The organism is Blautia sp. HCP3S3_C12 (genome assembly GCF_052064155.1).
GTDB lineage: Bacteria > Bacillota > Clostridia > Lachnospirales > Lachnospiraceae > Blautia_A.
Genome location: NZ_JBQHWC010000010.1, coordinates 96,383 through 111,706, shown reverse-complemented (window position 1 = coordinate 111,706; position 15,324 = coordinate 96,383). Strand labels below are relative to the sequence as shown.

General features: G+C 36.0%; 13 protein-coding genes and 1 pseudogene. 12 read left to right on the top strand and 2 right to left on the bottom strand.

Going from position 1 to position 15,324, the window contains the following annotated elements; all coding sequences use genetic code 11:
- The first annotated feature begins 74 nt into the window (after positions 1–74).
- Positions 75–3,524: an ABC-three component system middle component 1 gene (locus ACTNDS_RS09870; RefSeq protein WP_441035398.1), complete on the top strand. Its 3,450-nt coding sequence runs from the start codon at positions 75–77 to the stop codon at positions 3,522–3,524.
- Here the strand turns inward: ACTNDS_RS09870 and ACTNDS_RS09865 are convergent.
- Positions 3,507–4,046 (bottom strand): IS66 family transposase, encoded by a 540-nt coding sequence (locus ACTNDS_RS09865; RefSeq protein ID WP_441035404.1) that lies wholly within the window; start codon positions 4,044–4,046, stop codon positions 3,507–3,509. The genes ACTNDS_RS09870 and ACTNDS_RS09865 overlap by 18 nt on opposite strands.
- Positions 4,015–4,140, bottom strand: a pseudogene (locus ACTNDS_RS09860) (hypothetical protein); the annotation flags it as partial. The gene ACTNDS_RS09865 and the pseudogene ACTNDS_RS09860, both read right to left, overlap by 32 nt.
- Here ACTNDS_RS09860 and ACTNDS_RS09855 point away from each other — a divergent pair.
- The 11 genes from ACTNDS_RS09855 to ACTNDS_RS09805 all read left to right on the top strand — a co-directional run bounded on the left by ACTNDS_RS09855 (position 4,108) and on the right by ACTNDS_RS09805 (position 15,228).
- Entirely contained in the window at positions 4,108–4,368 is a 261-nt protein-coding gene (locus ACTNDS_RS09855) for a hypothetical protein (RefSeq protein ID WP_441035396.1), read from the top strand. The pseudogene ACTNDS_RS09860 and the gene ACTNDS_RS09855 overlap by 33 nt on opposite strands.
- A gap of 357 nt (positions 4,369–4,725) precedes the next feature.
- Positions 4,726–5,973, top strand: coding sequence for a hypothetical protein (locus tag ACTNDS_RS09850; RefSeq protein ID WP_441035394.1), 1,248 nt, complete (start codon positions 4,726–4,728; stop codon positions 5,971–5,973).
- A gap of 1,223 nt (positions 5,974–7,196) precedes the next feature.
- Positions 7,197–7,385 (top strand): AAA family ATPase, encoded by a 189-nt coding sequence (locus ACTNDS_RS09845; RefSeq protein WP_441035392.1) that lies wholly within the window; start codon positions 7,197–7,199, stop codon positions 7,383–7,385.
- 77 nt (positions 7,386–7,462) lie between these two features.
- The gene (locus ACTNDS_RS09840; RefSeq protein ID WP_441035390.1) at positions 7,463–7,951 is read left to right on the top strand and encodes a hypothetical protein; all 489 of its coding nucleotides are present in this window, start codon (positions 7,463–7,465) and stop codon (positions 7,949–7,951) included.
- A gap of 120 nt (positions 7,952–8,071) precedes the next feature.
- Entirely contained in the window at positions 8,072–8,437 is a 366-nt protein-coding gene (locus ACTNDS_RS09835) for a PAS domain-containing protein (protein ID WP_055057484.1), read from the top strand.
- 108 nt (positions 8,438–8,545) lie between these two features.
- Complete coding sequence (locus ACTNDS_RS09830) at positions 8,546–9,349, top strand: SDR family NAD(P)-dependent oxidoreductase (RefSeq protein ID WP_441035388.1); 804 nt, start codon at positions 8,546–8,548, stop codon at positions 9,347–9,349.
- A 151-nt stretch (positions 9,350–9,500) separates the two neighbouring features.
- Positions 9,501–11,096: an AAA family ATPase gene (locus ACTNDS_RS09825; protein WP_441035386.1), complete on the top strand. Its 1,596-nt coding sequence runs from the start codon at positions 9,501–9,503 to the stop codon at positions 11,094–11,096.
- Positions 11,097–11,230: 134 nt separating this feature from the next.
- Positions 11,231–11,860: a DUF5052 family protein gene (locus ACTNDS_RS09820; RefSeq protein ID WP_441035384.1), complete on the top strand. Its 630-nt coding sequence runs from the start codon at positions 11,231–11,233 to the stop codon at positions 11,858–11,860.
- A 123-nt stretch (positions 11,861–11,983) separates the two neighbouring features.
- Positions 11,984–12,745, top strand: coding sequence for an inositol monophosphatase family protein (locus ACTNDS_RS09815; RefSeq protein ID WP_441035382.1), 762 nt, complete (start codon positions 11,984–11,986; stop codon positions 12,743–12,745).
- A 25-nt stretch (positions 12,746–12,770) separates the two neighbouring features.
- Positions 12,771–14,129 carry an MFS transporter gene (locus ACTNDS_RS09810; RefSeq protein ID WP_441035380.1) on the top strand — a complete coding sequence of 453 codons (1,359 nt, stop codon included), beginning with the start codon at positions 12,771–12,773 and terminating at the stop codon, positions 14,127–14,129.
- Positions 14,130–14,205: 76 nt separating this feature from the next.
- Complete coding sequence (locus ACTNDS_RS09805) at positions 14,206–15,228, top strand: alpha/beta hydrolase (RefSeq protein ID WP_441035378.1); 1,023 nt, start codon at positions 14,206–14,208, stop codon at positions 15,226–15,228.
- The last annotated feature ends 96 nt before the right edge of the window (positions 15,229–15,324 follow it).

The following is a 15,324-nucleotide window of genomic DNA, read 5'->3' as shown; positions in this document are numbered from 1 at the left end:
TTTACCACTGGAAATACAAAATGGATGATATTGAAGAGACTGAGTCTGCATCTGTTTAATATGGTACTTATTAAATGGTCGATGTACTAGAGAATAAATGGGGATGTAAATGTAGCTACTATACTCGTAAAATGTATGCTGATACCCCGTATCATTCACATATATTTATCTGTGTATTTTCTGAGTTGGAAAATTTATATCAAAATTGGAAAGAGATAAATTATTATGTGGCAGTAAAATATCAAGCTAAAGTAGAATCAGTTATAGAGAAAAGTAATTTTTACATTTGTATGTTTACTTCAGAAAAATTAGAACTTGAAAAAAAGAATCAAATAGAAGAAGATTCTTTTTCGGCAAAGAAATATGTATTTGAACAGAAATATAATACTAATGAAGAATATGAACAAGAAGTTGAAAGAAAAATATTTAAGATTGACGTACAAGCTCCATTAAATACAGTCCCTAAATTGAAAAGTTTGACATTGAAAAATTTTCGTAGATATGAGGGTGAGAAAATAATTGAATTTAATGATAGAAATGGACGGTCGGCAAGTTTTGTTTTGATTTACGCAAAAAATGGAATGGGAAAAACTAGCATATTTGATGGAATTGAATTTGCTCTTAAAGGAGAAGTAGAACGCATAAGTAATCTTAATGCCAAGGAAAAAGAAAAAATGAAAGGTCCTATTTACCATCATCGTGATCATAGCGACGAGGAGGCTTATGTGGTAATTAATCTAGATAATGGTAAATTAATAAAAAGAAAAGTTGCTAATTTGCCTGAAAATGGAAATGATTGTAGAATTGTTCCTGCGAATTTGGGAAGTGAAATTACGGGAAAAAAAGATCAAAGAAAAATTTGGAATCAGCTTATTCTCCCTCATGATAAAATAGATAGTTTTATTTCTGCGAAGTCTCCAACTGATCAGTTTAAAGAGTGGACGGATAGTGCAATTCCTCTTGCCGATGAACGACAATATTTTATTAATACATATAGTACACTTAAAAGTAAAAAAAATGAGTTGACTAATATTGAAGAGAAAAAAAAGTGGCTAGAAAATGAATTACAACAAGTAATGAAGGATAAAGTTTCAGTGCAGAGAATTATTGAGATTATCAATAAGTATAATGCATCTCCACAACAAAGCAGGCCTTTATTTTTTGATACTTGCAACGCAGATATTCTGGAATATGATGAACTAATTAATAAAGTACAAATATATGAGAGAGAAATTAGAAATATTGATTTAGAAAAGCTTACTGAAAAAATTAGAATGGCTCAGAAAATTCAGCTTATTGGCATAGAATATTATCACCGACAATTGCATGAAATTCAACAAATTGAATCTTCTATAAAAGAGTGTGAAACTAAACTAAAAAGAAAAAGAGAATTAAATAATATTATACAATCGTTTGAAAAGCAGAAATCGATAAATACTATCGTTAAAGAAAAACTAGTATCATTAGAATCAATTAATTCTTATGGATATGACAGAGTAAAAAAACAATTAGATATTTATCAGGAGTTAGGTAATCAGGAAGATAGATTTAATAAAAGCCTTAAATTCTATTCAGAACAATATGAAAAAATTTCGAGTAAATATCAGTTAATAAGTGAACAGTTAAATGAATTAATGAAAAATTTAGAGGAGAAGAAACTACAAAAAATAGATTCTAATGCAGAAAAGATAGATTTAAATAAAAAGCAATTAAGTAATCTGGAAAGCCAGATAGTAAAAATAAAGGAAGAAATAGAGCAAAAAGAAAAAAGCTTATTAGAAAAAAGAGAAACACAAAAACAGATTGAAAATCTAATTCTTCCGGAGAATATTGAAAAAATAGATGATACAATTTTAATAAATGTAGGGTTAATCTTTGGAGATAAACTGCGGCAAGATGTATATGTATTAAAAAATAAATATTGTGTTCAAATCCAGAAAATTGAGATTTATCAAAAACAAATAGATAAAATTAGTCAAAATAATAAAACTCTTGAGGATATTTGTGAAAAATCAAAACAATACTTATGGTCTCATAAAGATGAAAAAGTGTGTCCACTATGCCATACAAAGTTCGAAAGCTGGGAAGCTTTGATATCTGCTATTAATCATATAAATATAGAAAATACGGAGGTATTGAACAAAGAGTTTTACTCTGCTCAATGTGGATTAAAAAAACTGCTAGATGAATATGACTCATTATTGCAGATATTTAAAAGTAAAAAATGTGAACAAATAGAGATAGCAAGACAAGATATATTAATAATTGAGAATAATATAAAAAGTTACCGTTCAAAGCAAAATGATTATATATGTCAAAAAAACAAATTAAATCAGGAAATGAGAGATTTCCATATTTGGTTTGCTCAACAGGGAGTAATCTTAGAGTCATATTCTTTATTAGCAGTAAAAGAATGGGAAAAATTACAGGAAGAAAAAGGACAAAATTTTAAAGAACTTCAAGATACTCTACAGAGCCAGAAGAATATCTTAACTGATTCTATAAATACCATGAAAGAATGCATAAATAGCGTTATGCAAAGAAGGGAGAGTTTAGTTAAAGATTCACAGTTGTTTTCTGGCATAATGTTTCTTAAAGAAAAACCAGAAAAGTATGATTTTTATAAAGAATTAAATGATCTTCGTGTACAGGTTGAAAACTGTTCGCACGAAATAGGAGAATTAGAATCTCAAATTATTACATACAATGATGTAGCAACTGATATTGAGGAAAAAATTATTGAAGAAAAAGATAAACAAACCAAGGAGTTGGAAAAGTTAAAAAATATAGAATCGATAAGCAAACTTTTTACAGATTTTACTGAAGAAGGTGTAAGAAAAGACTTAAGAAATTGGCAACAGCTTGAGAAAAATTATAGGGAACAAATAGAATATTTAGAGCAGATTCAGGAAGAGATTAGTGCGCGGAATTATTTTGAAAAATATAAGGATGTGACAAAACAAATAGACATTAATAAAGCGGATTTTGAAACTATAAAAAAAGAAACTGGCGAAGCAGAAAATGATTTTCAGTATACTAAGAAAATTTTTGAAGAAAGCTTAAAGGCATATTTTAGTCAGAATATAATGAATGAAATATATCGGAAGATTGATCCGCATGATTTTATGAAAAATGTTGATTATTGTTTGTCATTCAATGAAAAAGACGAGCCGCAGCTTTATATTGTTGTAAATGAACAAAGTGATGGAGAAACAGAATTATATCGTCCAGAATGGTATTTTAGCACGGCTCAATTAAACACTGTTGCTTTTAGTTCGTTCTTTGGAAGGGCGTTATCAACAAAAAATCTTGCTTTTAGAACAATATTTGTAGATGATCCGATTAGCCATTTCGATGATATGAATGTGTTGGGGTTTTCAGATATGATTCGAAGTATTATAGAATCTATGGATTGTCAGATAATAATGTCTACTCATGATAGAAAAATATATAATATTTTGAGGAGAAAATTGGATGATCAATACTATAGTTCTTGTTTTATCAATTTAGCGACTAATGAATAAATAGAAAAAGACTAGAAATTCTTTCTGCACTCTGGATGACCATGGAAGAAGATTATCAATAAAACTGAGGTCTTTATCCTCCATGTGCTGTGGAATCTCGGTGAGCAGCAGGTTGAAATACTCGAAAGTGTTTATTATGTTTGCTTTTGCAGTTTCCACCAGACTATACAGGATCGCACTTGCTTTTGCCCCGTTAGAAGATTCGATCAGTACGAAATTCTTACGGCCGCTGGTAAAAGGACGGACTGCTTGTTCGGCGTAGTTGTTATCCATTGGGATATGACTATCAGATAAAAAGACACGAAGGTAATCTTCCTGATTTATACTGTAAGCAAGAGCTTTTTCAATGGTACTGTTATGGGTCACCTGAGAGTATTTCTGTTTTGCCCATGCAAGATAAGCATCCACTTTTTCTGAAAGAACAAGCTGACGCTGTTTTTTACGATCTGATACAGGAAGATCATCAAAGGTATTGTCGATGTGCATGATCTCAGAGATCATGCGGTATGCCTCCTGGGCGATCGAGCCTTTGGCTGTGTTTCTGGCCGACAGACTTTATAAATTCAGCAAAAGGTCTTCTGGCATGGATCATCCAGCAGCCAGCAACTTTAAGATCGCGGCGTTCTTTTGCAAGCTTGTGATAGACCTGGTATCCATCTGTGACTACAGTTCAGGAGAAAGTCTTCAGGAATCCCCGGGGATGTTCCGAATGACGGGAAGGCTGCCAGTCAAAGAGAACGATAGGATGTGTGCCGCGCAGAGGCCGGTTCTGGTAGACCTACATATAGGTCTTCTTACCATTTTTGATCTTTGTATGGTCGATCTGCATGACTCTTACCGGTGATTCATCGGCATGTATCACGGTTCATTCCTGAAGATGAACCTGATGAAGTTTTTGTCTTGCATTCCTGAAATGATTTTCCTAGATAAGATGAACACGAATCGAGCAAATCGAGTGAATTGCATGAAGTCATGTTAGAAATGTTGTTGGAGCGATTATCTTAGAAATGTGGTAAGATGAAAAGGTACTGGTTATTGAGGATTAACATAAGGTATTTATGCAGCATATAAAATATAATAAAATTTTGCTTATTGTATTTAAAGCTTATTATTTATATGTTGCAAAGAGAGTTGATGTAATTTTTAACAGAAAGATAAAAGGATACTGGTTATTAAGGATTAACGAAAGGAAAATTAGAAGATGTATTTTTCAAAAATCATACCAGAGGGAAATTTGTTTGATACTGTTATGTTAGATGAAGATAAAGGAGAAATTTATGTGCATTGTGTTGATGATAGAATACCTGAGCATGTACCAGAGAAGCTTTTGGACATTGAAAGGAATCTTATCTATTGTCTTAATCTGTCTGCTTTGGATTTTTGTAATATGACAACTTGGAAATATCCATTGAAGTACTGGTATGAAAGAGAAGGTTTGGATATAGTATTTGATGAATGTGAAGTTATGGAATATTCTTCCCAGACACTTACGGATTTTATGTGCAAATATATGGAACAAGAAAATGAGAAAAATGAAATTTTTCAGGATATGTATGAAGTAGCGGATATATTTGTAGAATTCTATGGTCACAAGGTACATACTGAGCAGATGAATAAGTATTATGTCGGTATAGATCCGTCTGTCCGGATTTATTTTTCTAAAGAAAAAACAATGGAGGAAAAATTACAATATATACGAATGATTGATAATCTATTGCAGATTTTTACATTTAATAAGTATATTTCAAAACCATTGGTAAAATTTACTACAAGAAAATTTAGAGAATTTATCACTTTGCATATATATGATTCAGAAAAATATTATGATAGAGAATCTGCTGGACTGGAAGATAGATTGCTGAATCATTATGAACTAGTTAAAGCAGAAATTCCACGGATTTTAAAAAACTTATGGAAGAATCCTGTAGATACATCTTATTTTGTACATCCGTATAGTTCTTCCAATTTAGAAATGCAGAAAATATTTGCTGATACTTATTTTGTCTTTGATAAGCTTGCGAACAAGGCTTATGGAAAAGAAGAAATAAATCAGAGTTTTGAAGAATTTAAAAAAACAATTTGGAGGACGATTGAACAATCGACTGATTATGAACAGGTTAAAGAGCACATTGGTAACTTAAGAGATAAGATTATGTCTCATGGAAGAGAAAGTGGGCATAGAACTAAATTAAGAAAAGCATTTACTGAAGTGCGTACATGGATTCCAAAGAGAGTTAGTTTTTACGATATTACAGATAAAAGCGTGGATGAGATATATAAATTAAGAACTGAAATTGTACATGAGGGATCAATGATTGACTTCAAAAATGAAAAGTGGAGATATGTGGAAATATTGCAATGGATAACTTTTGCATTACAGCTAAAACAAGTAGGAATATTCGTTGAAGAAATGGAGGAGCTGTTGAATATGGCTTTCGGTGTTGGATGAAAAGAGTATACAATTGGATGAAAGGAGTTTTCTGTACAGTTGTTAAGGGGCTGTCCATCTAGTAAGTACTAAGGGTCTGACCGTGCGTCCAGCAAAGGGTATATAGTCCGGTGGGTGGAAGCCCCATCAAATAAGCTGCTAACCACAGTATTTGAAGCGAGTCTTGAGTCTGTTACGGTAACGCGCAGGCCAAGCGTAGACAGCAAGATAGCAGGGATAGCTATGGAGTACCGAAATCCCAAAGTATCAGAGGGTCGACACCGTGGTCAGGGTGGAAGACAATATATGCACTTATCGTTATGGTGAGATTTTGCATGCCTCTGCGGTGTTGTTGAAACTATTCATGTCAGACAGGGACTATATGTCAACTGGAGAGGACCTGCATTTTCTTTTCAGAGTGTGTAAATGAAAAGTATGTCCGCCAACCAAAAGAAGAAAGACAAACGAAGTGCAGGTAGTCGGAGGTCCGAACAGTGTGCGACTTGCAAGTCGTTGTTTAAATTGTGATTTATTCACTACTACTTCCATTTCGTAGTATTTCTACCGCATAGTGCCAGAAAGCAATGAATGGTACGGAGCAGCGGAACAACGTGGGAACGGTTGAAACCATATCAGTCGTCATTCCTGCCAGAAAAAGATATGCATGGTTAACACAAGTGAACTGCTGTAAGGGTCGTCAGTCTGCTGAAAGGTGAAAAGTGGTTGATACACCTTGACCAAAAAGGTATGGAGTCAGGGACGCAGTAATTACTATGAGACTGCGTTGAAATGGACAGAGAACTCCCGGTCTATAGGCAGAACCTAAACATGTCGTAATTATTTAAACAGCGAAACAAGGTAAACCTTATGCGCTCCCATAAAAAAAGGTAGGCAAATCGTAAGAAATGTACAATGCGCAGAAGGCAGAGGATGTTGGAGAAAGCGAATGCTCCTGCGTAATACAGGAGATAGGGGTTCAGACTTTGCCCCATCTGAAAGGCGGCAGACTTCCAACGCGTATCAATTATAGAGTATACGGAGGGTCTGACCATCTAACTAACCGATAAATAAAATAATGAATTAGTAAAAAGTTGATGAAAAGTCTATAAATGTAATGTGACATTGGAGTTTAGCGCAATAGAGTTTGAATATTGTGGATCGCTTGAATTGTTGGAAGAATTCTTTCATAAATATATTAATATTAGAAGTTGTCAGTTATTAAGGATTAATCCTGAAACGAAGAAGTGGAATTGCTCTATGGCAACAAGGGCGAATCGCAGGGAAACCAGGTATTTGCCGATTTGCTGCCTCATCTGCTCAGGATAATAGAAAATGCCGGAATGCTGATCATTGATGAATTTGGCAATAGTCTTCATAATAAATTGGCTGAAAAAATTATTGAATTCTTTATGGAGAATGTTGCTTTACGCTAAAATGGTTTCATGCTATCATTATTTTAGTTAAAAATTTTGATGGCATGAAGCTATTTTTGATTGGAGGCATGGAAGATTTGAACTTTAATTATTGCTATAAAATTACTTATGAATCAGGGGAAACTTATGACAGACGAAGAAATGAGCTGTCAGTAGAAATTTCAAAAGAAGACTATAAGAAAATTATAACAGGAGTATTACAGGAAAGATCGATTGATCAGATTGAAGGGATTTCGGATGTAATTGATAAAATGACGGAAAATGTTGAATTTGCGGATCGTTTTATGAATAAAAATGGTTCATTAAGAAAAACACCATTAAAGAAAAAAAGAGCTATTTCAAAACTTGAATTTTTTATTCCAGAATATGAGTATCGGCGATTAAAAAAGATGAAGGATCCAATAGAGACATTGGAACGCCCAGTGGAACATATGACTGTTTATCGGAATGATGGTTCCAGTGTGACTTTGACAGCGGAGAATGGACGTGTGAGTATTGTTGACTCCAGGGAGAAGAATGTAAGGCATATTATTGAGGCAGATTATTTTGTTTCGAAAATTTTGTAATGATTTATTACAAATACCATTGATGGTGTCCGTATGTATGCCAACAGATATTTAAAGATATTTGATGTGGATAGTAAACTATTAGACGAAAGAAAAAAATGAAAGGACATAAAAAGATATATGATTAGTTTTTATAAGAGTATTGTTGACCAGGACAGGGCTTCGATTGTTATATGTAATCTTAAGCATGAGATTATCTACATGAATCCGGCAGCTGTTAACAGCTATGCGAAGCGAGGCGGTGATAAACTTATTGGAAGAAGCCTGTTAGATTGTCATAATCAGGAATCCAGGGATAAAATACAGAAGGTAGTGGACTGGTTTGCGGCAGATGAGAGCCATAACCTTGTCTATACTTTCCATAATGAGAAGCAAAATAAAGATGTTTATATGGTGGCACTCAGAGAAGAGGGAAGACTGATAGGATATTATGAAAAACATGAATATCGAAATTCAGAAACTATGAAACAATATGATTTGTGGTGATGTTATGGCGCAGGACGAATGGTGCAGGCAGTTATTCAAGAATGAGGAAATACGACAGGAATTTACCCGTGTGGTAAGAAGAAAAAATGGAATGAGGTAAGCAACAATATGGAATCAAAACAGAAAAGAACAGCTCTTGTCACCGGCGGAAGTTCCGGAATCGGACGATGTACTGCAGCAGCATTGAGTAAGGCTGGCTACATAGTCTATGAGTTCAGTCGCCGGGATGTTCCGATAGAAGGCGTGAAGCATATGTGCGTAGATGTGACAGATGAGGCTTCCGTGCAGGAAGCTGTTGAGCAGATCCTTTCGGAAAGAGAAAGTATCGAGATTCTTGTAAACTGTGCAGGCTTTGGTATCTCAGGTGCGGTGGAATTTACAGAATCAGAACAGGCGAAAGCGCAGTTTAATGTGAATTTTTTTGGAACTGTCAATGTAAGCAGAGCTGTTCTTCCATCTATGCGCAGGCAGCACAGTGGACATATTGTCAATATCAGTTCTGTGGCAGCGGTGGCACACATTCCGTTTCAGGCATTTTATTCTGCCAGTAAAGCAGCAGTGTCTTCTTATTCCTGCGCGCTTGATAATGAAGTAAGTCCTTATGGTGTCAGGGTAACAGCAGTAGAACTTGGAGATATTCATACCGGTTTTACCCAGGCCAGACAAAAGACAGTTTTGGGTGATGATGAATACGGCGGCCGTATTTCACACAGTGTCAGTCAGATGGAGAAAGATGAACTGAGTGGGATGTCGCCGGAGGTTATTGGTACATATATTGCGCGGATTGCACAAAAAAAGAACTGCGCACCAATTTGTGTGGCGGGTGTGAAGTATAAGATTCTGAGATTCTTATGTAAAATTCTGCCGTGTACATTACGGGCAAAGATTGTTGGTTCTATTTACGCAAAATAACTGTGATTATTTTATAAAATCCCGATATAGCCCGGGTGTCTGGATATATAACAGTTTTTTTCAGCTTTACGTTAAAATAGTTTCATGCTATCATTATTTTATTAAAAATTTTGGTAACGTGAAGCTGTTTTTTGATTGTGGGGTGTAAGGAATGGGTAGATTTGTAAATCCTGATAACAGTGCATTTCAGGTGGCACTGAATTCTCCGATATATGTGGATAAAACCGGATTGTTGGAATATACAAACAGCGTACTTAATACAACAGAAGCTTATATCTGTAACAGCAGACCACGCAGGTTTGGAAAATCATATGCTGCAAATATGCTGGCCGCTTATTATAGTAAAGGCTGTAATTCCGAAGAAATGTTTTCAGGGCTGGATATAAGCAGGGAATCCGATTTTAAGACGCATCTTAATAAGTATGATGTGATTCATCTTGATATTCAGTGGTTTCTGGCAAATTGTGATAATGTGGATAATGTTGTAGCGTTTATTACGAAATCCGTACAGGCTGAATTGAGAGAGATTTACCCTGGTGTTCTGCCTGAAGAAGAGATAAGTTTGTCGGAAAGTCTTTCGCGTATTAAAAATATTATTGGACAGAAATTTATTATAATTATTGATGAGTGGGATGTTCTGATCAGAGATGAAGCGGCAAATAAAAAAGTACAGGAAAAGTACATTAATTTTTTGAGGGCAATGTTTAAGGGAACGGAACCGACAAAATATATTCAGTTGGCGTATCTTACAGGTATTTTGCCGATAAAGAAAGAAAAAAAGCAGTCTGCATTAAATAATTTTGATGAGTTTACAATGCTTGATGCAGGAGTGATGGCGCCATATATTGGATTTACAGAAGCTGAAGTGAAGGATCTTTGCGAAAGATATCACAGAGATTTTGAGAAAGTAAAATATTGGTATGATGGTTATTTGTTGGAGGACTATCAGGTATATAATCCTAAAGCAGTAATAAGTGTTTGTGTGCGGGGCAGGTTTAGAAGTTACTGGTCTGAGACTGCTTCTTATGAAGCAATTGTTCCTTTTATCAATATGAATTATGATGGTTTGAAAAATGCTATAATTGAAATACTTTCCGGTGCTTCGATTAAAGTAAATACATCTGCTTTCAAAAATGATACGGTGAATATACAAAGCAAAGATGATGTACTTACGTATTTGATCCATCTTGGCTATCTGGGATATAACCAGAACAGAAGAACTGCATTTGTTCCAAATGAAGAAATCCGGCAGGAGCTGACTACGGCGGTTGAGAGTAGAAAATGGAATGAGATGATTACTTTTCAGCAGGAATCAGAACATTTACTGGAGGCTACGCTGGACATGGATGAAGAAGCAGTTGAAGAGGGAATTGAGAAAATCCATACAGAGTATGTTTCGAATATTCAGTATAATAATGAGAATTCTTTGAGCAGTGTACTTGCAATTGCATATCTGAGTTCAATGGAATATTATTTTAAACCGGTTCGTGAACTGCCAACGGGACGTGGATTTGCAGATTTTGTATTTATTCCGAAACCAGAATACGTTTCCAGTTATCCGGCGCTTGTCGTAGAACTTAAATGGAATAAGAATGTCGAAACAGCATTACAGCAGATAAAAGAGAGAAAATATCCTGAATCAATAAAACAGTATACAGGAGATATTTTATTGGTTGGAATAAATTATGATAAGAAGACGAAGAAGCATCAGTGCTTGATAGAATCATATGAGAAACAGGAAAGGTAAGGGTGGACCGTGAAACTCTGCAGTAAGGAGAATTCAAAGTAAATGGTTAAAAATATTATGAGAGATCCGTTATTTCTCTCACAGAAATCAGAAGTAGCGACAAAGGAAGACTTATATGAGGAGAAAAGCAAAAGATGCAGAAGATAAAAAAGAGAATTATGATTTTGCTGCCGGTATTTTTGTTAGTATTTCTGACTGGCTGCAGCAAACTGGAATCGGTGATTAATGATATTCATGGATCTCTGATCGGAAACAATTATTCCATATATACGTATGACAATTATGGAAATCAGACATTAAAGACTTCCGGAAAGAAGATCAGTATTACCGGAAATAAAACAGAAACTATCAGTTATGACAGTGATGGGAAAGTTGTGAAGGGATATGATCTTTCATCTGTGATCACGATTACGATTGATGGAAAAGAAATCGAAAGCTGTGGAGATACTTGTATATTTGTGCAAAAAGGTCTGGTGCCGGAAGTTGATTTCTCATTGGATGAAATTGACAGTACCGGGGGTAACGGCATTACAGATAATGCAGCGATAGCCAGAAGACTTAATAAATATAAAAATGATTTTGGAAAATCCAGAATCGTAGTAATTAAATCTCAGCTGGGACAGCCTATCGCGGCTTTCTCGGGGAATGATGTATATTGGGAGATTCCGGACGATCTTCCTAAGATGACGAAACTTATGGTAGATGGAAAGGCACTGTACATACACCGGGCAAATTATCAGATTATTGATAAAGAGTTGTTATAATCATGAATTTTGAATATGCAGCAGAAGGTATGAAACCTTTTGCTAATCACGGCTTCAGAAAGGAATTGACAGAAGCCATTTTTAATCGCGAATATTTGCATAAAACGAGAGGTGACAGACAATATGGAACTAAAGGAGAAAACTCCACATACGATATTAAATGAAATAATTGAAGCGGCAAAAGAATGCGGACAGGTTATGCTTCAGGCGGACAGGGGAAATTTTGGCATTAAGGATAAGGCAGGAAAAGCAAATTTTGTTACGAAGTATGATTGCAAAATTCAGAAAATGCTGGAGAAAAAGTTGTCTGAGATTCTTCCGGAAGCGGAGTTTTTGGGGGAAGAAGAGGATTGCCAGATTAACAGAAATGCAGAATATATTTTTGTGGTGGATCCGATTGATGGAACTACTAATTTTATTAAAGATTATCATATGAGCTGCGTATCTATTGGATTGATTCGAAATGGAAAGAGACATCTGGGAGTCGTGCATAATCCGTATCTTAATGAAACTTTCTATGCGATTTCTGGTGAGGGTGCATATATGAATGGAAATGCGATTCATGTATCGAAGGATGATCTGGCAAACAGCATTGTTTTGTTTGGTTCATCACCGTATAATACGGAGCTTGCGAAGGCATCCTTTGAATTAGCTTACGAATATTTTCAAAAGTGCCTTGATATCCGACGAAGCGGATCTGCGGCACTTGATTTATGTGCCATAGCATCAGGAAGAGCGGAAATTTATTTCGAGCTTATTTTATCTCCATGGGATTTTGCGGCAGGTGCACTTATTGTTGAAGAAGCAGGCGGAATTGTGACGACTGTTGAAGGAGAAGAACTTCCATGCCTGGAAAAGAGTTCGATTCTTGCAAGAAATAAGTAGTAGTTCTGAAATCTGGAGGTGCACGATGAAAAAGTTAACAACAGGGAAAATATGGCAGTTTGCAGCCGGACAGTTTGGATGGGCGATGTTGTCCGGGATTATTTCTAACTGGCTTGTATATTTTTATCAGCCGGATAAGACAGCCATCAGTCAGGGACAGACAGTGTTTATTCCACAGGGGCTGGTGGTCTTCGGCATATTTACTATTATTGGCGGAATTACAGCTTTCGGAAGAATTTTTGATGCTTTTACAGATCCAATGATCGCCTCTTTATCTGACAGATGTACGTCAAAGAATGGGCGAAGAATTCCGTTCCTGAAATGGGCATCTTTACCGCTGGCGCTTTCTACAGTACTGGTTTTCTGGTCACCGGTTAATAAAAACAGCTGGATCAATGGAGTGTTTTTGCTGATTATGATTCTGGCGTACTATTTTTCCATTACTGCGTACTGTACACCATATAATGCGTTGATTCCGGAGCTTGGACATACCCAGCAGGAAAGACTTAATATTTCCACAGTCATTTCCTTTACATTTATTGCCGGAACTGCAGTGGCGTATCTGGCACCTACGATATGGGGGATATTTATTCCTGCTTTTGGCAGAGTTGGTGCAATCCGTATGACCTTTACTTTGATGGCGGCTATAGCGTTTATCTGTATGCTTGTGCCGGTATTTTGTATCCGTGAAAAAGACTATGTAGATACGGTTCCTGCAAAGGAGTCAGCTTTTGGATCTCTTGCAGCTACTTTTAAGAATGGAGAATTTCGCAAGTTTGTGGCATCTGATATTTTCTACTGGATTGCACTTACCATGTTTCAGACAGGTCTTCCATTTTTTGTCACCAGTCTTTTGAAGCTTCCGGAAACGATGACAACTTTGTATTTTGTGGGAATGACAGCGTTGTCCCTTGTATTTTATATTCCGGTAAATAAGCTTACTCCTAAACTTGGAAAGAAAAAGATGATCTTGTTCGCATTTGCAGTATTTAGTCTTGCTTATTTTTATACCGGATTTATGGGAAAAATGAGTTTTATTCCGGCATCTGTGCAGGGAATGATCCTGACAGTTGTGGCGGCCCTTCCTATGGCGATTTTCGGAATTCTTCCGCAGGCTGTTGTGGCAGATATTTCGCAGAGCGACTCGATTACATCAGGAAGCAATCGTGAAGGAATGTTTTATGCGGCGAGAACATTTGCGTTTAAACTTGGGCAGAGTATTTCTATGTTGATATTTACAGCAGTCTCGACGATAGGGGCAGCAAAGGGAACTGGTTATAGAGTTGCTGCTTTTGGGGCAGCAGTATTCTGTTGTATAGGCGGAATTATACTGGTATTTTATAATGAGAAAAAGATTAATGGGATTATTAATAGGCACCAGTAAAGATTATATTACAGGTATGTATTGAATGGTGAAGCAGATAACAACAGGGTTATGAAAAATGAAGGAGTACATACGAATGGAAATAATACATGAAAATGAATATTTATATAAAATGAAAGATGAAATAGAACCATATCTTGCAATGCGCTGTCAGGAAGGATACATTCCTGGTGCAGAGGATCATCTGCATCGAAAAGATACGGGGATAGTGGGGAAAATTCATGTACAGCGCTACCTGATAGAGAAGCCGAAAGGCGTGATTATAATCAGTCATGGCTTTACAGAAGCAGCGCCGAAATATGATGAGATGATTTATTATTTTCTGAAGGCTGGATATCATGTGTATATGCCGGAACATATGGGACATGGACAAAGTTATTGTCTGACAGCAGATTCATCTCTTGTACATATAGATACCTGGAAGCGATATGTGAGAGATTTTTTGAAAATATGCCATGTAATTAAAAAAACATATCCTGAACTGCCGTTAGTTCTTTTTGCGCATTCTATGGGTGGGGCGATTGGCACAATTGCAGCTGCATGGGAGCCGCAACTGTTTCAGAAGATTATATTGAATTCTCCTATGCTCCGCCCGCTCACCGGAAATGTTCCCTGGCCATTGGTGATTGCTATTGCACAGACGAAGTGCCTTTTGGGAAAAGAGGAAGACTATGTAGCTGGTCAGAAGCCTTATGATGGTGGTGAGACTTTCGAAACCAGTGGATGTACTTCCAGACCAAGATTCGAAAAATATAATGAGATGCGTAAAGAGAATAAAAAATTCCAGGTTAGTGCAGCTTCTTATGGGTGGCTTCTGGCGTCTGTAAAAATGAGTTGGTACATAAAATATTGTGGATGGAAGAAACTGACAGCACCTGTTTTGCTATTTCAGGCAGAAAGAGATGATTTTGTATCTGTAAACGCATTGAGAAAATTTGCAGAGAAAATTAATCATAGAGGAATTACTTCCTGCGAATATGTTTACCTGCCGGGAACCAGACATGAGACTTACCGCAGCGATGACAGGACGATGGAAATGTATTTAGATAAGATTATGAAGTTTATGGATTCAGGCATGGTATCTGACAGTTGTACGTGATTCGTATCTTAATGAAATTTTCTATGCGATTCATGTATCGGAGGATAATCAAATAATGGAAATGGTTTTCTGTTATCAGCATCTCTACTAAGAGAA

Bases quoted from the DNA above. Each gene is read 5' to 3' on its own strand.
- ACTNDS_RS09870 (WP_441035398.1), top strand. From the start codon at position 75: ATGGTCGATGTACTAGAGAATAAATGGGGATGTAAATGTAGCTACTAT.
- ACTNDS_RS09835 (WP_055057484.1), top strand. From the start codon at position 8,072: ATGATTAGTTTTTATAAGAGTATTGTTGACCAGGACAGGGCTTCGATT.
- ACTNDS_RS09810 (WP_441035380.1), top strand. From the start codon at position 12,771: ATGAAAAAGTTAACAACAGGGAAAATATGGCAGTTTGCAGCCGGACAG.
- ACTNDS_RS09830 (WP_441035388.1), top strand. From the start codon at position 8,546: ATGGAATCAAAACAGAAAAGAACAGCTCTTGTCACCGGCGGAAGTTCC.
- ACTNDS_RS09825 (WP_441035386.1), top strand. From the start codon at position 9,501: ATGGGTAGATTTGTAAATCCTGATAACAGTGCATTTCAGGTGGCACTG.
- ACTNDS_RS09850 (WP_441035394.1), top strand. From the start codon at position 4,726: ATGTATTTTTCAAAAATCATACCAGAGGGAAATTTGTTTGATACTGTT.
- ACTNDS_RS09855 (WP_441035396.1), top strand. From the start codon at position 4,108: ATGGATCATCCAGCAGCCAGCAACTTTAAGATCGCGGCGTTCTTTTGC.
- ACTNDS_RS09805 (WP_441035378.1), top strand. From the start codon at position 14,206: ATGGAAATAATACATGAAAATGAATATTTATATAAAATGAAAGATGAA.
- ACTNDS_RS09820 (WP_441035384.1), top strand. From the start codon at position 11,231: ATGCAGAAGATAAAAAAGAGAATTATGATTTTGCTGCCGGTATTTTTG.
- ACTNDS_RS09815 (WP_441035382.1), top strand. From the start codon at position 11,984: ATGGAACTAAAGGAGAAAACTCCACATACGATATTAAATGAAATAATT.